The 24,307-nt window shown below is 42.4% G+C and carries 21 protein-coding genes; 16 read left to right on the forward strand and 5 right to left on the reverse strand.

Annotation, left to right across the window (positions count from 1 at the left end; genetic code table 11):
* From AAGC65_RS15850 to AAGC65_RS15900, 11 genes are all read left to right on the forward strand, one after another.
* On the forward strand, positions 1 to 735 hold a 735-nt coding region (locus AAGC65_RS15850; RefSeq protein WP_343113437.1), incomplete at its 5' end, for a proton-conducting transporter membrane subunit.
* 96 nt (positions 736 to 831) lie between these two features.
* Positions 832 to 1,203 carry a four helix bundle protein gene (locus AAGC65_RS15855; protein WP_343113438.1) on the forward strand — a complete coding sequence of 124 codons (372 nt, stop codon included), beginning with the start codon at positions 832 to 834 and terminating at the stop codon, positions 1,201 to 1,203.
* Between the two features lie 159 nt (positions 1,204 to 1,362).
* Positions 1,363 to 2,739: an NADH-quinone oxidoreductase subunit N gene (locus AAGC65_RS15860; RefSeq protein WP_343113439.1), complete on the forward strand. Its 1,377-nt coding sequence runs from the start codon at positions 1,363 to 1,365 to the stop codon at positions 2,737 to 2,739.
* 55 nt (positions 2,740 to 2,794) lie between these two features.
* Entirely contained in the window at positions 2,795 to 3,436 is a 642-nt protein-coding gene (locus AAGC65_RS15865) for a VTT domain-containing protein (protein WP_343113440.1), read from the forward strand.
* A gap of 17 nt (positions 3,437 to 3,453) precedes the next feature.
* Positions 3,454 to 3,999, forward strand: coding sequence for an inorganic diphosphatase (locus AAGC65_RS15870; protein WP_290325659.1), 546 nt, complete (start codon positions 3,454 to 3,456; stop codon positions 3,997 to 3,999).
* A 7-nt stretch (positions 4,000 to 4,006) separates the two neighbouring features.
* Entirely contained in the window at positions 4,007 to 5,350 is a 1,344-nt protein-coding gene (locus tag AAGC65_RS15875) for a hemolysin family protein (protein ID WP_343113441.1), read from the forward strand.
* A gap of 112 nt (positions 5,351 to 5,462) precedes the next feature.
* Entirely contained in the window at positions 5,463 to 6,173 is a 711-nt protein-coding gene (locus AAGC65_RS15880; protein ID WP_343113442.1) for a 16S rRNA (uracil(1498)-N(3))-methyltransferase, read from the forward strand.
* 29 nt (positions 6,174 to 6,202) lie between these two features.
* Entirely contained in the window at positions 6,203 to 6,832 is a 630-nt protein-coding gene (locus AAGC65_RS15885) for a DUF4159 domain-containing protein (RefSeq protein WP_343113456.1), read from the forward strand.
* A 54-nt stretch (positions 6,833 to 6,886) separates the two neighbouring features.
* Positions 6,887 to 7,384, forward strand: a complete 498-nt coding sequence (locus AAGC65_RS15890; RefSeq protein WP_343113443.1) for an acetyl-CoA carboxylase biotin carboxyl carrier protein subunit — start codon at positions 6,887 to 6,889, stop codon at positions 7,382 to 7,384.
* Positions 7,385 to 7,493: 109 nt separating this feature from the next.
* Positions 7,494 to 10,649 carry a TonB-dependent receptor gene (locus AAGC65_RS15895; protein ID WP_343113444.1) on the forward strand — a complete coding sequence of 1,052 codons (3,156 nt, stop codon included), beginning with the start codon at positions 7,494 to 7,496 and terminating at the stop codon, positions 10,647 to 10,649.
* 21 nt (positions 10,650 to 10,670) lie between these two features.
* Positions 10,671 to 12,050 (forward strand): RagB/SusD family nutrient uptake outer membrane protein, encoded by a 1,380-nt coding sequence (locus AAGC65_RS15900; protein WP_343113445.1) that lies wholly within the window; start codon positions 10,671 to 10,673, stop codon positions 12,048 to 12,050.
* A gap of 563 nt (positions 12,051 to 12,613) precedes the next feature.
* Here the strand turns inward: AAGC65_RS15900 and AAGC65_RS15905 are convergent.
* On the reverse strand, positions 12,614 to 14,278 hold the full coding sequence (locus tag AAGC65_RS15905; protein ID WP_343113446.1) for an SUMF1/EgtB/PvdO family nonheme iron enzyme: 1,665 nt from the start codon (positions 14,276 to 14,278) through the stop codon (positions 12,614 to 12,616).
* A 240-nt stretch (positions 14,279 to 14,518) separates the two neighbouring features.
* On the opposite strand from AAGC65_RS15905, the gene porV reads away from it, so the two are divergent.
* Positions 14,519 to 15,697 carry a type IX secretion system outer membrane channel protein PorV gene (gene porV / locus AAGC65_RS15910; RefSeq protein WP_343113447.1) on the forward strand — a complete coding sequence of 393 codons (1,179 nt, stop codon included), beginning with the start codon at positions 14,519 to 14,521 and terminating at the stop codon, positions 15,695 to 15,697.
* Positions 15,698 to 15,701: 4 nt separating this feature from the next.
* Positions 15,702 to 16,184: a 2-C-methyl-D-erythritol 2,4-cyclodiphosphate synthase gene (gene ispF, locus AAGC65_RS15915; RefSeq protein ID WP_343113448.1), complete on the forward strand. Its 483-nt coding sequence runs from the start codon at positions 15,702 to 15,704 to the stop codon at positions 16,182 to 16,184.
* A gap of 238 nt (positions 16,185 to 16,422) precedes the next feature.
* On the opposite strand, the gene AAGC65_RS15920 is transcribed toward ispF, so the two are convergent.
* The 3 genes from AAGC65_RS15920 to AAGC65_RS15930 form a co-directional block, all read right to left on the reverse strand.
* On the reverse strand, positions 16,423 to 19,704 hold the full coding sequence (locus tag AAGC65_RS15920; RefSeq protein WP_343113449.1) for a glycosyltransferase: 3,282 nt from the start codon (positions 19,702 to 19,704) through the stop codon (positions 16,423 to 16,425).
* 169 nt (positions 19,705 to 19,873) lie between these two features.
* Positions 19,874 to 20,035 (reverse strand): FeoB-associated Cys-rich membrane protein, encoded by a 162-nt coding sequence (locus AAGC65_RS15925; protein ID WP_343113450.1) that lies wholly within the window; start codon positions 20,033 to 20,035, stop codon positions 19,874 to 19,876.
* 58 nt (positions 20,036 to 20,093) lie between these two features.
* Positions 20,094 to 21,287 carry a hypothetical protein gene (locus tag AAGC65_RS15930; protein ID WP_343113451.1) on the reverse strand — a complete coding sequence of 398 codons (1,194 nt, stop codon included), beginning with the start codon at positions 21,285 to 21,287 and terminating at the stop codon, positions 20,094 to 20,096.
* A 624-nt stretch (positions 21,288 to 21,911) separates the two neighbouring features.
* Between AAGC65_RS15930 and AAGC65_RS15935 the strand changes: the two genes are divergently transcribed.
* The 3 genes from AAGC65_RS15935 to AAGC65_RS15945 are packed head-to-tail and all read left to right on the forward strand — an operon-like array spanning position 21,912 to position 23,626.
* Positions 21,912 to 22,919, forward strand: coding sequence for an NAD(P)H-dependent glycerol-3-phosphate dehydrogenase (locus AAGC65_RS15935; RefSeq protein WP_343113452.1), 1,008 nt, complete (start codon positions 21,912 to 21,914; stop codon positions 22,917 to 22,919).
* 30 nt (positions 22,920 to 22,949) lie between these two features.
* Positions 22,950 to 23,261, forward strand: coding sequence for a hypothetical protein (locus tag AAGC65_RS15940; protein WP_343113453.1), 312 nt, complete (start codon positions 22,950 to 22,952; stop codon positions 23,259 to 23,261).
* A gap of 38 nt (positions 23,262 to 23,299) precedes the next feature.
* On the forward strand, positions 23,300 to 23,626 hold the full coding sequence (locus AAGC65_RS15945) for a hypothetical protein (RefSeq protein ID WP_343113454.1): 327 nt from the start codon (positions 23,300 to 23,302) through the stop codon (positions 23,624 to 23,626).
* Between the two features lie 211 nt (positions 23,627 to 23,837).
* Here the strand turns inward: AAGC65_RS15945 and AAGC65_RS15950 are convergent.
* The coding region (locus AAGC65_RS15950; protein ID WP_343113455.1) for a DbpA RNA binding domain-containing protein at positions 23,838 to 24,307 on the reverse strand (470 nt) is incomplete at its 5' end.

Here is a 24,307-nt window from a genome sequence, read left to right on the forward strand (position 1 = left end):
ATCTATGGCGCTATCCGCTGGTTAATTCCAAACGCGCCAATTGGTTTCATGCAATGGCAAAGTTTGGTGATGATACTGGCTGTAATAGGTGTAGTATACGCGGCATTGATAGCCTTTAACCAAAAAGACGGTAAACGTTTAGTAGCATATTCATCTATATCGCACGTGGGCCTGATAGCTGCTGGTATATTTGCCTGGACAGTAGTAGGTGTGCAGGGCGCCATGATACAGATGCTTAACCACGGTATTAACGTAATCGGTATGTTCCTGATCTGGGATATCATCAGCAAGAGATTAAACACCCGCGATATCAGCCAGATGGGTGGTATTGCCAAGGTTGCCCCTAAGTTTTCTATTGCTTTTTTAATTATAGTGCTGGGTACGGTAGGTTTACCATTAACCAACGGTTTTATAGGCGAATTTTTGCTGCTTGCCGGTGTGTTCCAGTACAGCGCTTACCATTATATGAACATCGCGCTGGCAGCAATAGCCGGTTTAACCATCATTTTTGGCGCGGTTTACCTGTTGCGTATGTACAAAAATGTAATGTACGGAGAGCTTAATGAGCTAACGGCTACATTTAAGGATGTTAGCGGTTCAGAGAAATTAACATTATGCATCATCTGCGTATTGGTCATCGCACTGGGCGTGTATCCGCACCCAATTATGCACATATCAGAAGCGGCGGTTAATAATCTGGTGCAAACGGTAAATAATGTTAAGGGATTGAGATGATAAACTCTAACGACTAAATTCTAAACTCTAAAAGTTAATAAAGAAAAATTCTAAAACCTAAACACTAAATTCTAAACGAAGGAATTTCAATTCTAAATGGAATCGGAAAGTAACATAGGGAAGAAATTTGATTTGGAGGATAGGACGTTTGATTTTGCAAATAACTGCAAAGGGTTTTTAAAGCAAATAGAGAAGAACATTCATAATGTTGAATATTATAAACAGCTTATTAGGTCATCAGGTTCGGTAGCTGCAAATTTTATAGAGGCAAATGAAAGTTTTAGTCGAAATGATTTTTCGCATAGAGTAAAGATTTGTAGAAAAGAGGCCAAAGAAAGCCGGTTATGGCTCAGGCTTATAGATATAAATGAACAATTGGCAGCTTCAAGAGATGTCTTGATTCAGGAAGCAACTGAACTAATGCGGATTTTTGGAGCAATACTTGAAAAAACAAAGAACACAAACTAAATCGTAAACGCTAAACTTTAAACCGGATCATAAATTTCAAACCTTTAAAATTTAGTTTTAGAACTTAGCGTTTAAAGCCAAGTTTTAGAATTTGAGACATAGGATTTAGAATTTAAAAGAATTAGGATTTAGAATTTAGCCTTTAGAATTTTAAAGAAAATGAATACTTTAATCATCATATCTGTTTTACCTATAGTGCTTTTGTACCTGGGCTTGTATAAGGCTACAAAATCATTATTACCGGTTACTATTGTTGGCTTATTAGTTGCCTTAGGAGCAGCCATTGCGCAATGGAATAATGTTGCCTTGCCTATATTTCATGGTATGATGTTGTTCGATAATTTTTCTATAGCGTTTTCGGGCATCACGATAATCAGCACTATCCTTGTCCTGATGCTCTCAGGCGGGTATTTTGAAAAGATCAGTAAGCATACCGCCGAGTACTATGCCATCATTTTGTTCTCATTGGCGGGTATCATTGTTATGCTTTCGTTCTATAATCTTGTAATGTTGTTTATCGGTATCGAGATCATGTCAGTTAGTGTATACATATTGGCAGGTATCAAGAAAAACGACTTTGCATCAAATGAGGCCGCGCTGAAATACTTTTTAATGGGTGCTTTTTCAACTGGTTTCCTGTTGTTCGGTATCACCTTATTATATGGTACAACCGGTTCATTTGGTTTAGAAGCCATCCGCGATTGGGTTATTGCTCATCCACATATCGACCCTATGTTTTACACCGGGATAGGACTCATCATTGTAGGCCTGTGCTTTAAAGTAGGAGCTGCTCCATTCCACTTCTGGACTCCGGATGTGTACGAAGGTTCACCAACCCTGATCACCGCTTTCATGTCAACCGTGGTAAAAACAGCGGGCTTTGCCGCTTTCCTGAGATTGTTTTCAGCATGTTTTGCACCACTGTCTGATTTTTGGGTTCCCGTGTTAATCGCTATGACCATTATGACCTTATTTATAGGCAATATAACTGCCCTGTATCAACAAAGCTTTAAACGTATGCTGGCATTTTCCAGCATATCACACGCTGGTTACCTGCTTTTCGCTATCGTAGCATTGGGTTCAGGTTCAGCCAACTCGGTATTTGTATACGCCACCGCTTATTCTATTGCATCCATCATTGCCTTTGGCAGCCTGATATTGGTGCAGCAGCAAAACGGCAGCGACAATTTTGAAAGCTTTAACGGGCTAGCAAAAAATAACCCATTCCTGGCATTTGTACTTACTGTAGCCATGCTTTCATTGGCCGGTATACCGCTTACTGCAGGCTTTATGGGTAAGTTTTTCATGTTTTCGGGAGCATTAGCCAAATACCACGTTTGGATGGTAATTATTGCCGTAGTAAATGCCATCATCAGCATTTTCTATTATTTCAGGGTTATTATCGCCATGTATTTCCGCTCGGCCGATCGTACTGAACTGGTTGTGCCTGCCTACTACAAAATTGTTTTCGGCATTTCGGCTTTGGTAACTATCCTTATTGGTATCTACCCAGATTTTATAGCCCGGTTCATTTAATCCGTAGTACATACTGCAAATTGATTTAATATTTGTAGTTTTACAGATATAGTGAATGGAAAGTTTTTGGGAATACCTTCAAAATTTAACGGACGCTCAATCCATCATAAGCAGGGGAGGCTTTTATCTCTTGCTTATTGTTGTATTTGCTGAAACCGGTTTATTCTTCGGCTTTTTTTTACCAGGAGATTATCTGCTGTTTATGGCAGGCCTGTTATGTTCGGCAGGCAAGGTTGATGTAACTATATCCACATTAGTTTTTTCATTGATAGGGGCAGGAGTATTGGGCAATTTTGCCGGATACTGGTTTGGTTTCCGAACGGGGCCTGTACTGTTTAATAAAAACGATTCGCTGTTTTTCAAAAAAAGATATGTAACCCTGGCCAGCGAGTTTTATAACAAGTACGGAGGTATGGCACTGATTTTGGGTAGATTTTTCCCTATAGTTAGAACATTTGCTCCTATATTTGCAGGTGTAGTAAAGGTTGATATAAAGCGGTTTACTTTGTATAACTTTATAGGCAGTGTAACTTGGGTATGTACTTTTACATTAAGCGGCTTTTTTTTAGGAAAAAGGTTTCCGCAATTACAAGACTACCTGCAATATATAGTTTTGGGCCTTATAGTGGCAACATCAATACCACTTATAGTGGCCTTTGTACGTAAGAGGATTTTAGAATCAAAAGAAAAGAAATAATATAAAACATATACTAAATGAGTACGCAACACCCCTGGCACCAGGTATCTCCCGGTGAAAACATTCCTGAAATTGTTAATGCTATCATCGAGATACCAAAAGGCTCAAAAGCAAAGTATGAAATTGATAAAGAATCCGGTTTGTTGATATTAGACCGCGTTTTGTTTTCGTCAGTAATGTATCCTGCCAACTATGGTTTTATTCCGCAAACCTATTGCGATGATAAAGACCCTTTGGATATCCTGGTACTTTGTTCTGTAGATGTGTTCCCGATGTCTATCATCGAAGCAAAGGTTGTAGGTGTAATGCACATGGTTGATAACGGCGAGCAGGATGATAAGATCATCGCGGTAGCTAAAAACGATATGTCTGTTAACTACATTAATGATCTGAATGAACTGCCACCGCACGCGATGACAGAAATTGTTCGTTTCTTTAAAGATTACAAAAAGCTGGAAGGTAAAAACGTAACCATCGAACATTTGTTAGGTGTACGTTATGCCCATAAAGTGATACAAGAGAGTTTGGAATTGTATAAGTCTACTTTTCCTGTGTACCAATAACTAATTGATGGACCACCCCGATCTCGAAATAAACGGTTATTATATATTAGCCACACTTGGCCTGGTAGCACTCAATGGCTTTTTTGTAGCCGCGGAATTTGCAATGGTACGGGTAAGGGGGTCGCAAATTGAGTTGCAGGCCAAAACGGGCAGCCGCATGGCAAAAGTGGCCCGGGGAATCATGTATAATTTAGATGGTTACCTGGCCGCAACACAATTAGGTATTACTATAGCCTCACTTGGTTTAGGTGTGGTGGGCGAAGGTGTGGTTACCACCATTATGCTCAGGCTGTTTTCGGCCCTGGGCTTAACCATCACCTCAAACATTATTATCAATATAAGCCATATCACGGCTTTTACGCTCATCACCGTATTTCACATCGTATTTGGCGAGCTGGCTCCAAAGTCACTGGCCATACAACGTTCCATACGTACCGTGATGACGGTTTCATTACCCCTGCGGGTATTCTATGTCACCTTTCGCCCCTTTATCTGGACGCTGAATACCTTTGCCAACTTTATATTAAAGTTACTGGGCATTCAAACCATACCGGGTGGCGAGGCGCACCACAGTTCTGAAGAACTCCAGTACCTGCTTGAACAAGGTCGCGAAACAGGCGCTCTTGACTCCAACGAGCATGAGCTGATCCAAAACGTATTTGATTTTAATGAGCGTGTGGTGAAAAACATCATGGTGCCCCGTACCAAAATATCGGGCATTGAGGTGGATACACCTAAAGATGAATTACTGGAGATCCTGATAACTGAAGGTTATTCGCGCATGCCGGTTTATGACGAGGTTATTGACAAGATCATCGGAATAGTTCATGCCAAGGATATTTTGCCTTTGCTGGCCCATAGCGAGGAGATTGTACTGAAGGATATTATCCGCAAGCCATACTTTATCCCGGAAACTAAAAAGATCAATGATCTGATGGCCGAGATGAAGCAGAAACGCATTCAGATAGCTATTGTGTTGGATGAATTTGGTGGTACTGCGGGCATGGTTACGCTGGAAGATATTGTAGAAGAACTGGTAGGCGAAATTCAGGATGAGTACGATGAGGAAAAGCCTATTGTTGAAAAAGTGAACGACCGCGAGTTCATTGTAAATGCCCTGGCACCTATATATGACGTAAACGAGCACTTACCGCATGACCTTCCCGAGGATGGTGACTTTGATACCGTATCTGGTTGGCTGGGTGATATTTTTGGTAAAATACCTGATGTGGGTGAGCAAAAAGAATCAAACGGATATAACATCACCGTACTCAAAAAATCTGATCAGAATATTGAATCGGTAAAGCTTGAATTGCTGATCAACGAAGAAGACACGGTAGATTTGCATTAGTATTGAAATATTGGTATCAAGTAGTTAGTATCAGGTATCAAGATTTTTTAACTATATAAGCAAGTAAAGTAGTCTTGATACCTGATACTAACTACTTGATACTTTAATTACCATGCACCTTTTTTACACCCCCGATATTGAACCTGCGCATCCGCAATATTTTCTTAATGAAGAAGAGAGTAAACATGCTATACGTGTACTAAGGCTGGAAGCTGGTAGCGCTGTACAACTCATTGACGGTCGCGGAGGGTATTATAACGCGGTTATACAGGATGCGCATCCTAAGCGCGTGATATTGAACATCACTTCGGTTACTACAGATTACAACAAGCGTAACCATTATTTACACCTGGCGGTAGCTCCCACAAAAAATATTGAACGCCTGGAGTGGTTTTTAGAAAAAGCGACTGAAATAGGTATTGATGAGATATCACTGATCATTAGTCACCGGTCTGAGCGTAAAGAGGCTAAGGTTGACAGACTGAACAAGATCATTACCGCTGCCATAAAACAATCATTAAAGGCATATCACCCGGTTTTAAACGAGCCTGTAAAACTAAACCAGTTGTTGACACAGCCGTTTGACGGTCAAAAATTTATTGCCCATTGTGAGCCTGGCCAAAAATTCGGCCTTAAACAGGAACTGGTGCCGAAAGGTCGCTACCTGATATTAATAGGCCCCGAAGGCGATTTTACACCCGCCGAAATTGAAAGTTCTTTGCAAAACGGATTTAAACCCATAACTTTAGGTGATAGCCGACTGCGCACTGAGACAGCCGCGTTGGAGGCCTGTTTTGAAGTGAACTTTTTAAACCGCCTATGAAAACAACTTCATGTGTTATAGTTGCTTTTATGGCCTTGATGGTCATGACCGGTTTTCAGGCACCCGCCTATAAAATTGCCCGCCTCAAATACAATGGCGGCGGCGATTGGTATGGCGACCGCACTGCCTTACCCAACCTCCTTAAATTTTGTAATGAGAATTTGAAAACCAATTTTGAGGCCGAAGATGATGTGGTTGAAGCAGGTAGTTCGTCGCTGTTTAATTATCCTTTTACATTTTTAACGGGCCACGGTAACGTGATATTTACCGATCAGGAAGCTCATAACCTGCGTAAGTACCTCACAGGAGGCGGCTTTCTGCATATCGACGATAATTATGGGCTTGATCAGTTTATCCGCCCGCAAATGAAAAAGGTTTTTCCTGAACTTGATTTTGTGGAGCTTCCGCTAAACCATCCTATTTATCATCAAAAATTTGCCTTCCCTAATGGTTTGCCCAAAATTCATGAGCACGATGGTAAAAGGGCGCAGGGTTTCGGGCTGATTTATAAAGGCAGGCTGGTTTGTTTTTATACCTATGAATGTGATCTGGGCAACGGATGGGAAGATTACGGAACTTATGCCGGCGATACCCAGGAAGCGCGCTTAAAAGCGCTAAAAATGGGTGCTAATTTAATTCAATACGTGTTTACCCAGTAACAAAAGTAAAGTTAACGCATCCAATACCAACACTACACCCAACCCCCTATTTGTATGTACCAGCTAAAAATAAATGATTCGCAACTTGTTGATGTTAACAGGGGAGGAACCGATCTGCTGATCAATAACATAAAAACCGGTGCTGATATTACACACATTGGTAATGGTATATACCACGTGATTGAAAACAATCAATCATATCGGGTAGAGGTAGTGAGTTTTAACAATGCCGAAAAAACGGCCGAAATTAAGGTGAATAATAACACCTATTCTATTTCGGCGAAAGACCAATTTGATTTATTACTTGATAAACTGGGTTTAAGCAACCTGAACAATACCCGGGTGAGCGATATTAAAGCGCCGATGCCAGGCCTGGTACTAAAAGTTTTTGTAGCCGAAGGTGATGAAATAAAAAAGGGGGATAGCCTCCTAGTACTGGAAGCCATGAAAATGGAAAATATCATTAAATCGCCTGCCGATGTGATTATCAAGAAAATTGGAATAAAATCTGGCGATAAAGTTGAAAAAAATCAAATTCTAATACACTTTTAGGTGATTTTAGCTCATTTTTGAGCAAAAAAAAGGCTTAAATTAACATAGCCGCTTCCGTTTCTGACATTTTCATTGTTTTTCACCAACTTTAATAATTTTAATTACCCTTATGAAGAAAAACCTACTTATATTTTTGCTGTTGTTTTCCTGTTTAACATCTGCTTTGGCACAAAACCGCGTTATAACAGGTAAAGTGACTGATCAAAAAGATGGATCACCCTTGCCGGGGGTAAACGTAACCGTGAAGGGGCTTCAGGGTGTAGGTACGCAAACCGGTATAAACGGTACTTATAGCCTTTCTGTACCGGCAGGTGCTCAGGTGCTTAGCTTTAAATTTCTGGGCTATAAAGAATCAACCGTTACAGTAAGCGGAGCTACGCATGATGTACAGCTGGAGCAGGATTCAAAACAACTGACCGAGGTTGTGGTAGTAGGTTATGGTACGCAAAAAAGGCAATCGATAACCGGGTCTATAGCATCAGTTAGCTCAAAAGAGGTGGAGGGCTTACCCGTAACCTCCTTTGATCAGGCCTTACAGGGCAGGGCCGCGGGTGTTAATATCCAGTCAAGCAATGGTAAGCTGGGCCAAGGGGTCAAGATCAGTATCCGGGGTACGGCATCTATATCTGCCGGTACGCAGCCGTTGGTAGTGCTTGATGGCGTTGTTTTAAACACCGGCGACCTATCAGGTAGTGTAGCCAACAGCAATCCGCTGGCCGATATCAACTTTAATGATATTGAATCATATGAAGTGCTGAAAGATGCTTCGGCATCGGCCATTTACGGTGCGCGTGCATCAAATGGTGTTATTTTGCTAACCAGTAAAAAAGGTAAGGCCGGTACCGCTAAAGTCAATTTTTCGGCACAGTGGGGTAAAAGTACACCCTCAAGACACAAACAATTTTTAAACTCAGATCAATGGTTAAAGCTCGAAGAGCGGGCAGCCCAAGGCGCCGCCACACAGGACTTTCTGAATCAGGACCCGGACGACCCAAACCCGCAGTTTCCTACACTGGCAGATGCGCAGGCCTACAACAAATCACAAGTAGAGGATGAATTTACCTTGTTGGCCGCTGGCAATACCAATTGGGCATCAACCAATACCGATTGGGAAAAGCTGGCATTTCAAAGTGCTCCGCAATCGCAATACGATATTAACATATCTGGCGGGGGCGATAAAACCACCTACTACATCGGTGGGCAATATCTTGATCAAACAGGTATCATTAAAGGGAATGAGTTTCAAAAAATGTCGGGCCGTTTAAACCTCAATACCAAGGTGTTTAAAAACCTGGATGTAGGCATGAACATGAACTTTGTGCACACCTTGAATAAAAGGGTTGATAATGATAATTCATTCGGCAGCCCATTGCAGGGCGTGGCGCTATCACCTATTACACCATTAATTGACCCACGTACAGGCTTACTGAGCGGTAGTTTACCAGGTGAGGCCGAAAATTATCCGCTTTATTATAACCCGCTGTTAAATGTGGATAATTCTTATTTCCATACTAACGTTTACCGGACTATCGGAAATGTTTATGGTAACTGGGAAATAGTACCTCATCTTACCTTCCGTACAGAATTTGGTATCGATCAAACCAATCAGAACGAAGATAGCTATGCAGGCAGGTTAACCTTCCGTAATAATACAACACCTAACGGTGTTGGCGAAAATACCAGTGTTATGCTGGTACATTATACAGTGAACAACTTTTTAACATATAAAAATGTATTCGGCAAAGATCATTCGCTGGATGTTACCGCCGGTACAAGCTATGAGTATAATGATTTTAATAATAATGATATCCAGGGTCAGCAGTTCCCGTCTGATGCTTATAAACAGATCGCGTCGGCAGCTGTAAAATCGGGCGGTACATCAACCCGCAGCGAGTATAGTTTTGTATCATACTTTGCAAGGGCCAACTATGCCTACAAAGGCAAATACCTGGCATCACTTAGCGCTCGTGAAGATGCATCGTCAAGGTTTGGTGCCAACAGCCGTTATGGTTTTTTCCCGGCAGGCTCACTCGGCTGGATATTATCTGAAGAAGATGCTTTTAAAGATGTCAGCTACCTAAGTAATTTGAAGTTGAAAGCCAGTTACGGTTTAACAGGTAATGCCGATATTGGCGATTATTCCGCATTAGGCTTATTTTCTGGCGACGCGAGCTATAACGGAACTGCCGGGCAGCGATTTTACCAGATAGCAAATCCCAATTTAAAATGGGAAAAAACTGCCCAGTACGATGTAGGTGTTCAGTTTGGCTTTTTCAGCAACCGATTATCTGGAGAGTTTGATTATTACCGCAAAAATACCCGCGACTTGCTGCTTGATGTAAATATTCCGCAAACGCTGGGTATCGCCACGCAAACTCAAAACCTGGGCAAATTATATAATCAAGGCTATGAGTTGCAGTTATCTGCCGATATTTTGGTTGGAAAACTTAAATGGACATCAACCATCAACGGGGCTTACAATAAAAACGTAGTTACGTATACCAACGGTCAAATTATTGGTACCAATGATTTGAATAAGGTAATAGAAGGGCAGCCGGTAGGTGTATTCTTCGGTCGCGAATATGCCGGCGTTGACCCGGCCAACGGCGATGCCTTATATTATCTGAACACCAAAGATGCCAACGGCAAGCTCGACCGTACCAAAACTGCTGATTTTAACGCCGCTCAAAACGTTGTTTTAGGCAATCCTACACCAAAATACAATGCCGGCTTTACCAATACATTCAGCTTTAAAGGCTTTGATCTGTCGTTCACCTTTCAGGGAGCTTTTGATTATAAAATATATAACAGCGCCGGCCAATACATGAGTACTGCTGCTGGTAACGGTTATGATAACCAAACTATTGACCAGATGAATTACTGGGATAAACCGGGCGATATTACCGATGTACCAGAGCCGCGTGCCTTTTATGGCAACGGTGTAAATCCTTCAAGCAGATATATCAGCGGTGGTTCATACGTTCGTTTAAAAACCGCTGTTTTAGGATATACCCTGCCTAAAAAATGGTTGTCGAAATTGAAGATAGACCGGGCCCGCGTTTTTGTAAACGGTTATAATTTATTCCTGATCACCAGGTACAAAGGCTGGGATCCGGAAGTTAATTCCGATTTTCAGGGAAGCACTGGCAATAATGCTGCCGATGTGGTACACAGTGCAACTGCTGCCAATATTAACCTGAGCAACGATTTTTATTCGGCTCCGCAACCCAGAACTATAACCTTTGGTATTAACATCGGATTATAATAAATTATTAAGACTACTGACATGAAAAGATTCAACACATTATATATAACTGCTTTAATTACCGCGCTGCTGCTTAGCGCCTGTAATAAACAGCTTGATCTGAAACCGCATCAGCAGGTTGAGCAGGATCAGGCCATACGTACTGCTACCGACGTTCAGATAACCCTTGTAGGCGCTTATAACCGCGCCGGTTTACAGGATCTGTACGGCGGCGGTGTATTTCTGTATCCCGACCTGATGGCATCGCAAAGCGCGCTTGATTGGCGCGGCACTTTTGCAGGCTTAACACAAATGGCTACGCAGCGGCTCCTGGTAGATAATTTTAATGTAGATAATGTTTGGCTATATGCCTACCAGACCATTAATCAAACCAACAATGTTTTAGCTAATCTGGATAAAGTAAACGCTGCTGATAAAAACCGGACTGAAGGGGAATCTAAATTTTTACGAGGGATGGTTTATTTTGATTTGGTAAGGCTTTTTGGCAAATCATGGAATGATGGCGACCCCGCTACCAATTTAGGTGTACCTATTGTTTTAACGCCAACAACTACAGTTACCGAGGCTTCTTATGTAAGCCGCGCTACCGTAGCGCAAGTATACCAGCAAGCCATTGCCGACCTTACCGACGCGGAGACCAAACTGGGAAAAGGTATTACCTTCTTCGCTAACAGCTATTCAGCATCGGCAATTTTGGCCAGGTTGTACCTGCAAAAAGGTGATTTTACTAATGCCGCCGCCGAAGCTACAAAAGTAATTGGTTCGGGTGCCTATAACCTGAATGCTAACTATGCCGATGAGTTCCCCTATCCAAACGGAACTGGTGCACATGTTGATAATACATCCGAAGATATTTTTGCCATACAAATAACCAATCAGCAGGGTGTTAATTATTTAAATACTTTTTATGCTACATCTGGCGATGGTGGCCGTGGTGAGATCGTGATACGTGATAATTTTGTGAGCGGATTTGAAGCCGGAGACAGCCGTGCCGATATTTACGTGGCCGATTCTGACGGAAATATCAGATGCCACAAATTTGATAACATTTATGGTAACGTGCATGTGATACGCCTTGCCGAGTTATACTTAATACGTGCCGAAAGCAGGCTTAACCTGGGCGACCGTAACGGAGCCCTTCAGGACATAAATGTGATCAGAAAACGTGCTGGCCTTGCTAATTTGAGTTTGGCATCTTCATTCAGCGTAGCCAATGCACCTGCCGCCATACAAAAGGAACGGACACACGAGCTGGCCTTTGAGGGTTTCTTTTTACATGATGTGAAACGCCTAAAGCTAAACGCGGCAAGTTTACCTTATAACTCGCCCAGGCTGATATTCCCAATACCATACCTGGAAATGAATGCTAACAAGAACCTGAAACAAAACGAAGGTTATTAATTCAAAGCTTCTTTAAAATATAAGCTCGGTATCAGTGTATGGTACCGGGCTTGCTTATTTTTAAAGCACATCGCTGTCATTTTGAACGATAGTTAGAAATCTTCTGCGTAATGTATCCCCGCTTGATATGCCGTATAAGATTTCTCCTCGTACCTCGTCGATGACAACACCAACAATTGCAAGAGTTGCTATCTATGAGTTGTTCTTGATGTCATAGCTGTAAGGAACTAAGCAATCGCGAACAATGCAGGTTTTCTCTTTAAAGTCTGCGATTGCCACGCTATCGCTCGCAATGACAAAATTTTAAGTAAGAAGTTGCTGGCGGCGGCAACACCAACAATGGCAAGCGTCATTCGCTTGAATCGATATATATTGCATATAAAGTTTTGTCATGCTGAACGTAGTGAAGCATCTATTTTGCGATTGCATAGTTCGCTAACAGATCATTCGCTATTGCTCAGGATGACAAAATAATAGTTGTGAAGAAATCGTATGATAATCGCATCAAACAACAAAGGCCGTTCAGTAAAGAACGGCCTTTGTGATAAAGTAAAGAATGCTTTTTATTTTGATTTGTAAGCTTTCGGTTTTTTAACGCCGTAGTGTGGCTTGCCTACCGGATAAATTTCAGGAGCGCCAACCATGGTCATCGCGCAGCGGAAACCAATTTCGGCACTGGCCTCATCCTGATCCATAAAGCGGCGGGTTGCAGGGTTTAGCCAGAAAGCCATATCGTTCCATGAGCCGCCTTTGTAAACTTTAGAGCGGTTGTTAACCAGTGTAGTTTGGCCATAAAGCGCCATGTTAACCGTATCTTTTTCGCCTCTCAAGTCGGGATTAAAGGCTTTTCCTGAATTTTTAGTTGCAAGCAAAGCATTATTGTTGTTAGGCAAAGCATTGGCATTGCCAGGAGTGGCTGCTGCAGCAGTGGCCGAATCTGCTCTTTGGCCTTGCAGGGCTAAAAGCTCGCTGTATTTTAATTTCCTGTTTGCCTTAGCCGGGTCTTTAATAGGACGGCCATATTTATCTTTAGCATACAACCCTTTTGATGCGTCAGACATGCGCTTGTTATTATACTCGTTACCACGGAAAGGATTAAAGTCATCAAACTCCTCAAATGAAGTTTGGCGATAGGTATCGGCAGTCCATTCGTTAACGTTGCCAGCCATGTTATATAAACCAAAGTCATTTGGCGCGTATGATCTTACAGGGGCTGTAATATCGGCCTTATCATTCAGATAACCGCCCACACCGGCGTTATCACCGTTGCCGCGTTTAAAGTTAGCCATGATCAAACCACGGGTTTTGCTTTTTGCAGAGCGCACCCCAAGGCCATTCCAAGGGTACATTTTACCATCGTTTATGTTTTCAAACTCGGTATTTCCGGCAAGTGCTAACGCGGCATATTCCCATTCTGCTTCTGATGGCAGGCGGTAACCTTGTTTCAGTATACCATCTTCCATACGCACTGGTCTTACAGGTTTAGCGTTTTTGCCGGTACCGGTTGCCTGGGCATTAGGGCTAAGGTCGGGCATCATTTTTTTACCATCAACGCCTGGGCCTTTCATTTGGCCGTTCAGGTAAATATCGGTATTAAATGGTTGTGAGGCATCTGCAGTTGGTGCAGCAGCACCTTTTTTACCACCGCCGTTTAAATCTTTCCAGGATACCATTCTGCCGGTTTCGCGCAGGATGTTCTCGTTAGTGCGGTCGGTACGCCATTGGCAATACTCCTGAGCCTGATCCCAGGTTACGCCCACAACAGGATAATCCTGGAATGCAGGGTGGCGCAGATAATTATCTACATAAGGCTCATTGTATGAAAGTGGTTTACGCCACACCAGTGTATCTGGAAGAGCGTCATAATATAACTCACGATCCTGCGGAAAAGTGATAGCCGTCCAATGCAGGTAATCCAACCAGTCCTGGTTTGATACCTCGGTTTCATCCATATAAAATGATGGCACGGTTACACGGCGGCGCACGTTATTATAATCATAAGTAACATCCTGATCGGCACTGCCACCCATTACAAAGGTACCGCCTTCAATAGGTACAAGACCCGGGCCCGGTGCAGGGTGGGTTTGCCTGAAGCGCACATAACCGCCATTATTCTTATCATTATAAGTGATGCCGGTTTTTTGCGACTGTTGTTGCTTACTGCAGCTGCTTACCAGGGCACCTAAAGCCAACAGCACTAAAGCAGTTTTAGTAAAAAGTATTTTCATATTTTTACAGTTATATTAAGAGGTAAATTTAAAAAAAAATGGATATAATGCTAATGAGTCCTACCCTCTAATGCAAATAAATCAAACTTATATCAGGCATTTGAACGAAAATTTATTGAAATTAGTTGCGTAGGTTGGTGATTTGGCCGGGCAATTATTAAATGAAGTGTTTGCAGATCCTGTATAAAATTAAGCGTGCACCTGTATATCAAATAAAATTAAAAAGCTAAATTGCACCCAATGAACTTTTTTACCTCTCGCTGTATTGCTTATTGTGTGCTGCTTTTACTGCCCCTGGCAGGCATGGCGCAAACTACAGGTGTATCAACCGATGGCAGTAATGCCAGGGCAATACCGGTGCAGGTGCCATTTTTAAATATCTCTCCTGATTCGCGCTCAGGCGCTATGGGCGATGCAGGCGTAGCTATTTCCCCCGATGTTAATGCTAACTTCTGGAACCCCTCAAAACTGGCTTTTTTAGAAAGTAACGATGCACTTTCCCTGTCATACAGCCCCTGGTTGAGGCATTTGGTGCCTGATATCAGCCTGTCGTACCTGAGCTATGCACATAAACTGGATGACCGTAATACATTGGGCGCATCCCTGCGTTATTTTAACTATGGTTCGGTGCAGTTAACCGATGATCAGTCAAATAACCTGGGTACTTATACACCGAATGAGCTTTCCATCGACGTTTCTTTTGCACGCAAATTTGGCGAAAACCTTTCCTTGGGTTTAACCGCTCGTTACATACGTTCAAACATATCCAGCATATCATTTACTGAAGGCTCGGGCCAGGTGGCCAGGCCGGGCAACGCGGTTGCTGCAGATGTGTCTTTGTATTACAAAAAGCCTTACGGCGATAATAATCTGTTTGCCTTTGGCGCGCATATATCAAACATTGGTACTAAGATCAGCTATAGCGATGTAGGCCCTAAATATTTTTTACCGGCCAACCTAAAGGTGGGGGTAGCCAACACTTGGCTGCTTGATGAAACCAACGAGTTGACCGCTACTTTTGATGTGAATAAACTGCTGGTGCCAACTCCACCGCTGCGTGATGCTAACGGTAATATTTTAAAAGGTAAAAATGACGATGTATCAGTACCGGGAGGTATATTTCAGTCATTTGGTGATGCACCGGGTGGCTTCAGCGAAGAAATTAAAGAGATCAACTTTTCGCCGGGACTTGAGTACTGGTACAATCATCAGTTTGCGGTGAGGGCAGGTTATTTTTATGAAAACCCATCCAAAGGCGACAGGCATTACCTTACCCTGGGTTTGGGCATGCGGTACAATATTTTCAATTTTGATTTTTCATATCTGGCAGCCAGCCAGCAAAACAGTCCGCTGGCCAATACGCTCCGGTTCACGCTATCGGCTAATTTTGGCGGCATCACAAACGTAGGACGACGATAATATAATGGGTAAAATAAAGGTAGGTTTTGGGTTTGATGTACACCAGTTAAAAGAGCAGCATCCATTTGTTTTAGGCGGAGTAAAGTTAGAGCACCATGCAGGCGCGTACGGCCATTCGGATGCCGACGTATTACTTCATGCCATTTGCGATGCGCTGTTGGGCGCCGCTAACCTGCGCGATATAGGGTTCCATTTTTCCAACACCGATAACCGGTGGAAAGGTATCAGTAGCTTGGTATTGCTGCAGCACGTTGTAGTACTTATCAAAGAGAAAGGTTTTACTATTGGCAATATCGATGCTATGGTATGCCTTGAAGCACCAAAGATCAATCCGCACATACCGGCCATGAAAACTTATATAGCCGAAGCTGCTTCTATCAGTGAAGAAGATATTTCTATCAAAGCCACCACCAACGAAAAGTTGGGCTTCATTGGCCGCGAAGAAGGTGTTGTGGCTTATGCTGTGTGTTTGATTGAAAAGGAATGAAGGTCAAGAATTCTTCCTTTTGTCATTTCGAACGATAGTGAGAAATCTTGTATAGGATGCATACCGTTCCATACGGTTGAGGTAGCGATATAAAAGTTATGTATTGTGCCTGAAGTGTTTGCGTGATGTACAAGATTTCTCCTCGTTCCTTGTCGAAATGACATCTAATTTTAGAATGTACAATAACTAACAAAAAAGCCAGGACAATCATCCTGGCTTTTCTATAATAGCATCTGATTTACACCTGGTTTTCCTTCTCAGGTTCAACCTTAACGTTGCCCGTGCGTTTGAGTACGCCCCAACCGCTTAGTTCGCCTTTGAGGGCCTTACGTATAGATTTAAACAGTACGTAATACATCAGCTGGCGCCACATAAAGCGTTGCGGTATAATGTAAACAAGCTTTCTGTAATCCTCTTTTTCCATTTTGAAGGCTATGATGCCCACGATAAAGTCGATCAGTACAAAGGCTACATAGTAGAAAAGCATTTTTTCGGGCTTGGCGCCAAATAAGGCAAATATCATCATCAGATCGGCCAGCGGCGAAAATAGCGGCAATATGATCTGGAATATGAGGATATTCGGCATACCCACCATGCCGAAAAACTTATACTTTTTATTAAACAGCGCGTCGCGGTTTTTCCAGAAGCTTTGTATAACGCCAAAGCTCCAGCGGAAGCGTTGTTTGAGCAACATATTAATAGTCTCGGGTGCCTCAGTATAAGCCACGGCTTCTGCACAGTTTTTAACAATGTAGCCTTGCTTTAATATGCGCATGGTTAAATCGCAGTCTTCAGCAAGGGTATCATAGGTGAAACCACCTGCTTTAAATATGGCCGATTTCCGGAAGGCACCAATTGCACCCGGAACTACGGTGATGCTGTTGATCAGATCGAACGCGCGGCGGTCCATGTTTTGTGCTGTAATGTACTCGATAGACTGCCAGCGGGTGATGATGTTGGTTTCGTTACCCACCTTTACGGTACCTGCCACAGCGCCAATTTCCTCGTCGGTAAAGTAGGTCATTAAATGATAAATGGCATCCGTTTTTAGCTGGGTATCGGCATCAATACAAACCACATAATCACTTTGGGCATGTGTTATACCAAAGTTTAATGCCGATGCCTTGCCGCCATTTGGTTTGGTTAATATTTTTACCAGCGGGTTATTTTCATAAGCCGCGGTAACCACATCAAATGTTTTATCCTTTGACCCGTCATCAACAAAAATGATCTCGAAAGATGTGTATTCGGTTTTTAACAAACTCTGAATGGTTGCAACAGCATTTACCTCCTCATTGTAAGCCGGAACAATAATGCTTACCGGCGGCAGCGGGAAATTATCGCCACGGGCTTTAACCATTTTTTTATTTTCACCATGTTGCCTGATAGCAAGTACCGCAATCAGTACAATACGACCAATGGCCAGGAAAATAGCCGATAAAAATATGTATATCAATACCCAGTTTATGTAGTAATAACCATGTACGGCAGCATCATACATTGGGCCAAGTATGCCGGTATGTGGATCATTCGGGATAGGAGGCATCAGGTCTTCCTTGGTTTTACCCAATACATCGGCAATGGTGGTAAACTGGTAACCGTTTGCTTTAAAATAGCGGATAATTTCTGGCAGCGCTTTTACAGTTTCTTCGCGGGTATCGCCGCCGGCGTCGTGCAGCAATATCATTGACCCATTATCTTTTTGCCTGATAGTGCGCGCTATGATGCTATCGGCCGTTACGCCGGGTTGCCAGTCCCAGGGATCAATGGATTCGCCAATGGTGATATAGCTTTGCCTGCGGCTTTCGGCTACCGGGATAACCTCTGCCAAAGTTGTTGGTTCCGCGTCGGCATTAAACGGCGGGCGGAATAATATAGTACTACGTCCGGTAATAGACTCAATAAGTTTACGGGTAGAGTTAAGCTCGAGGACAACCCTATCCAAACTGATAGTTGATATATCCGGGTGAAAGAAGGTGTGGTTACCTATCTCGTAACCTGCCTCAAACTCGCGGCGTACCAGTTGCATATTTTTTTCGGCCATTGAACCTACCACAAAAAACGCCGCGGGTACATTTTCCTTTTTAAGAATATCCAGAATTTTTGGCGTATAGTCCGGATCGGGCCCATCATCAAAGGTTAAAACTACCTTTTTAGGAGCGTAACCATAACGGCGTATCACGTATTTGGTAGGCAGCTTAATATACTGTTGGTTGGTAATGGTAAACGTAGAAGTATCCAGTTTTACATCAATCTGGCCGGTGGTAGGGGTAGTAATAAGGTCAAGTACTTCGCCTTCTCCATCATAATCAACATTGGCCCGGTTATTGGCACCAACGGTTGTTAACCTTTTAATATCGACACCTGTTTTTTTCAACGAATCGATAGATAGGTTTTTCTGGAAAAATGTCCATAAACGCGGATCTTCCGAACCGAGGCGCCACATGGCTACACCACCGGTAGCCCAGTCATCTGCCATACGGATCACGTTGAAGTTGGTGGCCGCGTCTGTAAAATAAACGGTGTGAGGCAAGCCATCCTGATGGATGTAATTGAAATGTAAATTGGCAGATACAGGGTCAAAAATGATCTTGCTTTGCTTTTCCTGGGCGGTACTAATAGCTTGTTGATAACCTATTGATCTGCCCACACTTTTTTCAGGCCAATCGTAACCACCGGCAGCAAAAGTTAAAATAACTTTTTCGCTAGGTACTTTGCTGCATACTTCATCCAATATTTGCTCAACCCAGTGTTGGTTACTCAGGTCACCGGCATTGGTAGCATCATAGTGCTCATCAATGGCCATTACAAACAGAAAGTCGTTGTAGCGCTGTAGTTTTACAATATCATAAGCCTCATCTTCAGGCACTACGTTATGCGTAACCAGGAAATTTTTGGCATGCAGGGATTTATACAACTCCTGCAAAAAGCTGATATAATCTTTATCGTTGCGGTCTTTTATTTCATTGAAATCAACGTTAACGCCTTTTAGTTTATATTTGTTAAGCGAGTTAACAATGCTGTTGATAAAGCCCGTGCGCAGCTTTTTGCTTTTTACAATGCGCATCACATCTTTGGTGTCGTATCCGCCACTTACGTTATTGTAGTTAACGTAGTTTGACAGCATAATGAGCACCGGTTTATTAAACTTTTTGTTGATGTGCAGCAAGCCGGTATCAATTTTGGTAACCACGGTATCGGTACCCGGGGCTATGGAAAAGCCTTCGCTCACTACCATATCCAGGTGAGCAATGTTGTTGATGAGGGAATTATAAGCTTGCGGGTCCCAGGCAAGGTAAAACGCGGCGTTTATACGGTCTTTATTATTGGGGTGCTTAATCTGGTGCTGCTTTCTTTTGCGTTCAATTTCTTCCAGTTCAGACTTTTGTATTTTGAACGATTTAAACTTGGTTGACCTTTTTAACTGATCAAGCTCCTCTTTTGACATCTTTTTGGGAGCCGGATTCAGGTTAGGAAGGTCAGGATAATAAGTTGACTTGATAGTGACTATTACTGACACTATACCGATAATAAGCACTGCAAGAAGTATGCGGCTGAGCCACTTAAATTTATTCCATCTACCCGGGGACTCCGCCTGAAAAACTTGCTTGTTTGAAGACATTAATGAATTTTACCTTTTAATTAAAAGTATTGGTTTTAGATGAAGATTTAATGAATGGTAACCGCTGTTATTTATGCACTTTTCCTGGCTCAATGCCCGAAAAATCAACACCGCACTTACAATTACCACCGCATCCCTTTTTGGCTGTCAGGCTTTTATACACCATTCTACCGATGTAAAAAATCGCCCCAGCAAAAAGTATAACTACAATAATGGCTTGAATGTTCATGTCACAAAAATACTACATTTTTAACATATACGTATAGACGTACCAATTAGTATAAGGTTTAACAGGGCATAAAGGCAATTGTTCCGCCAACCCAATCAAAATCTTTATTATACCGTACGCCTATCATTTTTCCACGGCTTAGCCTGGCCAAATTTATAGCCAGCGTGGGCCGCTCATCACCATCGGGCCACAGGTAAAGCAGGCGTATCTCGGCTTTAACCCCACCATCCGGCGATTGTATAACAGGCTCATAATTTACCTTTTGCTGCAATATCCAGTTCTCCGGATCGGGGATATGAAAAATATCACTTTCCTTAACATCAATGATCACGCCCTGGCCCGCAAAGGAGAACAACGGTTTAAGCACATAGTTTTCCAGATCGGGCGGAATTTGGCTTAATTCATGCAAAAATTGTGTGCGGGGGATATAATCGCCTGTTAAATAGGGCATGGTAAACTTGCTGATGCGGTAAAACCAGTTAGGGTGGGTTATCCACTCTACATCAAGTGCCTGGCGAATATCAACGATGTGGTCAAAAATATTGGGATCGCCGTCTATCTCATCAAATATAAGCCGGTTATAAATGCGTTTAATGCGTTTCTTTTCGCCATTAGCATCATAAAAAAGCTGATCACCCTGCTGTTCCAGGTCGCTCAGGGATACCACCGGGATACCCAGGTACCGGCTGGTAATATCAAAATCAACCGCTGTTTTTTGTTCCGGGACGTTTACATCCATCAACACCACTTCATCTGGTTTATAAGGTCCCAGGATAGTTTTTTTCAGCAATTTGAGATATGCCTTTTTATCGAGCTCATTAAAATAAATGGTTTTATCATTTTGGATATCAAAGATTTTTCGGTAGGTATCTCCCAGATTTACCTGAAAACCGTACAGCGAGGGGAAACCCTGTAATTCGATCAGTTTAGGAACTATCTGTCCGTTGGCATCTTTACATATACCAAAATCGAGGGCTATAAAATGGGGGTGATCATTCTCTTGGGCTACACGCCATTTATCGGGTATAGCGCGCTCGGTTAAATCTTTAAAGTCGGGCTGTAAAATGGTATTTATTATGCTGTTGCCGGCATCTACCAGTTTGCTGGTAAAATCTTTAGTCAGGAAAATGGGTGTTTCGGCCACACGGAAAGGTATGGGGTTTTGCAGGTTGCCGTTTAACCGGTTTAAAAATTGCCGATATTTGGTATCAGTAAAACCTGCATTAAATGTTTTCCGGGCCAATGGATCCATAAGCGCTGTGATTGATATGCTATATAACAAACTTAACTAATTTAGTTTATCCTTGCATTTGCTGTATTGTGCTTTTTGTTCAGGATGGGTATAAACCTTTATGCACGAAGAAATCGTTTAAAACAGGAGGCACCTACGGAGCCGTTAAAATCCCGATATATTCCTATAAACAGGTTGCTCCTCCGGAGTTATGATGTTCCTTTATTTCCTGACTCCAACAAAGTCATGTGTTTATGCTTAAAAAACATAAACAGGTTGCTTCTCTGAAGCTTCTACGTTTTTCATCACCGAACTCCAGCGGAGTCGCGTGTTTATAGTCTAAACCTATAAACAGGTTGCTCCTCCGGAGTTATGATGTTCCTTTATTTCCTGACTTCAACAAAGTCATGTGTTTATGCTTAAAAACATAAACAGGTTGCTCCTCTGAAGCTTCTATGTTTTTCATCACCGGACTCCAGCGGAGTCGCGTGTTTATAGTCTAAACCAAGTAAGTGATGGCTCCGTTGGTGCCTCCTAATCACCATTAAAGGCAAAAGCGATTTTCCTATTTATTAACGTTTGCCCTTTATGCATAATATTTCATTAATTTGCTTTGTCAATTAAAACCTGGCAGTACTATTTACCATGCATACACAAAAAAACAAGATAGCAGTTATTGGCGGAGGGAGCTGGGCTACGGCCAATATTAAAATGCTGGCCGATAATACTACAGAAAAGGAAATTTTTTGGTGGATGCGTAACGTGCAGGCGGTTGAACATCTGCACAAGTTTGGGCATAACCCGCACTATTTAAGTTCGGTTGAAATAAAATTGCCAAAGCAAAACATATCGAATAATTTAAAAGAGATCATACAACAAGCCGAGATCATACTACTTAACGTACCGGCAGCATTTTTAAAGGAAGCCCTGGCTGGGATAACTCCTGCTGATTTGGAAGGGAAAAAGATAGTTTCGGCTATAAAAGGTATAGTGCCCGATGAAAATCTGATTGTAGGTGAGTTTTTAAACCGCAAAATGGGTGTTTCGTTTGATGATTTTATGGTGATCAGCGGACCCTGCCATGCCGAGGAAGTGGCTCTCGAAAAACTATCATACCTTACCATCGCTTCGCGTGATACGGAACTGGCTGTGAGGTTTGCCGGTATGATCAACACCCGTTACATTAAAACTATCGTATCTGATGATATTTATGGAACTGAATACGGCGCGGTTTTAAAAAACGTGTATGCTATTGCCAGCGGCATTTGTCACGGCGTTGGTTACGGCGATAACTTTCAGGCGGTATTGATATCAAACGCCATTCGTGAACTGGAAAGATTTGTAGCCGCTGTACATCCTATTGACAGGGATATTAAAGAGTCTGCATACCTGGGTGATTTGCTGGTTACCGCTTACTCGCAGTTTAGCCGTAACCGTACATTTGGTAATATGATAGGCAAGGGATATACTGTAACATCAGCCCAGTTGGAAATGAACATGATTGCCGAAGGGTATTATGCAGTAAATTGCCTACATCAGGTGAATAAACAGTACAGTGTAAGTATGCCTATTTGCGATGCCGTTTATGCCATTTTATATCAGAAAAGCGCACCTGTGTTGGAGATGAAGAATTTGGCCGAAAAATTGAGTTGATTTATTAAACATAAACTCAATTACAACCATATGAAAAAGTTATTCAAAGTAGCTCTTTTTGCTGCCGGATCATTCATGATATCGCCGGCCTTTGCCCAAACTCATAAAGACTCTACCCTGGGTCACAAAATCGGTAATACCGCAAAAAAAGTTGGTCATAAAACGTCAGAAATAGCTGCTAAAGGCGCTGCCGGAGTAGCTGACAAAAAATATGCAGGTAAAGTAGGCCCTGATGGACAAACTATTTATATTGACAAGAATTCTCATTATTTTTATGTGAACAAAAAAGGCCATAGGGTTTACGTTAAAAAAGCAAACCTGAAAGATAAGCCGGCTCAATAAACCTGAACAAGACCGGCTTAGGGTATAAAAAACGCGATATGAAAAAAAATGCTTTAATGATCCCGGTAATTGGATTGGTACTGCTGGTATGGTCATGCAGCTCGGAACCTGTACATGAGGTAAATAAAAAGCTGGTAGGCAACTGGATATCAAAAAATGGCGATACTAAGCTGGAAATAACCGACAAGGGTTTCACTATGGATGATGGAAAGCCAGTAACCGAAGATTATTTTGTAACCAAGGATACCATTTTTACATCGTACGAGGGGAGCAGGCCTTATACCCGCTTTGTGATCAAAGAACTGAATGATCATAAGCTTACGTTATTTTATCCCGACTCTGACCTGGTTGAGTTTTCCCGTTAAAAACAAAAGCCTTCAGGCTGCTGGCGGCAGTTGAAGGCTTTGTTAACAAAACTAAACTAAAACTAATGCTTCTTTACCAGGGAAGCTTCATGAAAACTATCTTATTGAAGAGTCAAGACTTTTAGAATCAAGAATCAAGATGATTGAACCATTGTTATTACGCTATGGCCTTCTGTCTTGACTCTTGATTCTTATCTCTTGACTCTATTTATTAGAATCTTCTGCGACGTTCAGGATCCTGACGATCTTCGCGGCGTTTGCCTGAAAAATCACGGAAACCACCACCGCTATTGCCGCTTTCGCGTCTGTCGCCACCACGGTAACCGCCTTCTCTGCGATCTTCGCCACGGTATCCGCCTTCGCGCCTGTCGCCACCACGGTAACCGCCTTCTCTGCGATTACCACCACGGTAACCACCACCTTCACGACGTTCGCTGGTGCCTTCGCCGGATATCTCTATCCGCACAGGGCGACCTTTGTATTCGATCTCTTTATAAGCGCTCATCACCTTTTCTACATCCTCGTGAGGAACTTCGAAGAATGAATAAACACCCTTAACGTCAATTTTACCTACAGTACGGCCGCTTATTTTGGTAGTGTTGCAAATGTAACCTAACAGATCGCCACGGTTAAATTCATCAACAGAACCTAAGTTTATAAATAAACGGGTATAAGCTGATT

The sequence above is a fragment of the Mucilaginibacter sp. genome (genome assembly GCF_039207105.1).
GTDB lineage: Bacteria > Bacteroidota > Bacteroidia > Sphingobacteriales > Sphingobacteriaceae > Mucilaginibacter.

Coding starts and splice junctions, on each gene's coding strand:
- AAGC65_RS15855 (WP_343113438.1), top strand. CDS start 832: ATGGAATCGGAAAGTAACATAGGGAAGAAATTTGATTTGGAGGATAGG.
- AAGC65_RS15860 (WP_343113439.1), top strand. CDS start 1,363: ATGAATACTTTAATCATCATATCTGTTTTACCTATAGTGCTTTTGTAC.
- AAGC65_RS15865 (WP_343113440.1), top strand. CDS start 2,795: ATGGAAAGTTTTTGGGAATACCTTCAAAATTTAACGGACGCTCAATCC.
- AAGC65_RS15870 (WP_290325659.1), top strand. CDS start 3,454: ATGAGTACGCAACACCCCTGGCACCAGGTATCTCCCGGTGAAAACATT.
- AAGC65_RS15875 (WP_343113441.1), top strand. CDS start 4,007: ATGGACCACCCCGATCTCGAAATAAACGGTTATTATATATTAGCCACA.
- AAGC65_RS15880 (WP_343113442.1), top strand. CDS start 5,463: ATGCACCTTTTTTACACCCCCGATATTGAACCTGCGCATCCGCAATAT.
- AAGC65_RS15885 (WP_343113456.1), top strand. CDS start 6,203: ATGGCCTTGATGGTCATGACCGGTTTTCAGGCACCCGCCTATAAAATT.
- AAGC65_RS15890 (WP_343113443.1), top strand. CDS start 6,887: ATGTACCAGCTAAAAATAAATGATTCGCAACTTGTTGATGTTAACAGG.
- AAGC65_RS15895 (WP_343113444.1), top strand. CDS start 7,494: ATGAAGAAAAACCTACTTATATTTTTGCTGTTGTTTTCCTGTTTAACA.
- AAGC65_RS15900 (WP_343113445.1), top strand. CDS start 10,671: ATGAAAAGATTCAACACATTATATATAACTGCTTTAATTACCGCGCTG.
- AAGC65_RS15905 (WP_343113446.1), bottom strand. CDS start 14,278: ATGAAAATACTTTTTACTAAAACTGCTTTAGTGCTGTTGGCTTTAGGT.
- porV (WP_343113447.1), top strand. CDS start 14,519: ATGAACTTTTTTACCTCTCGCTGTATTGCTTATTGTGTGCTGCTTTTA.
- ispF (WP_343113448.1), top strand. CDS start 15,702: ATGGGTAAAATAAAGGTAGGTTTTGGGTTTGATGTACACCAGTTAAAA.
- AAGC65_RS15925 (WP_343113450.1), bottom strand. CDS start 20,035: ATGAACATTCAAGCCATTATTGTAGTTATACTTTTTGCTGGGGCGATT.
- AAGC65_RS15930 (WP_343113451.1), bottom strand. CDS start 21,287: ATGGATCCATTGGCCCGGAAAACATTTAATGCAGGTTTTACTGATACC.
- AAGC65_RS15935 (WP_343113452.1), top strand. CDS start 21,912: ATGCATACACAAAAAAACAAGATAGCAGTTATTGGCGGAGGGAGCTGG.
- AAGC65_RS15940 (WP_343113453.1), top strand. CDS start 22,950: ATGAAAAAGTTATTCAAAGTAGCTCTTTTTGCTGCCGGATCATTCATG.
- AAGC65_RS15945 (WP_343113454.1), top strand. CDS start 23,300: ATGAAAAAAAATGCTTTAATGATCCCGGTAATTGGATTGGTACTGCTG.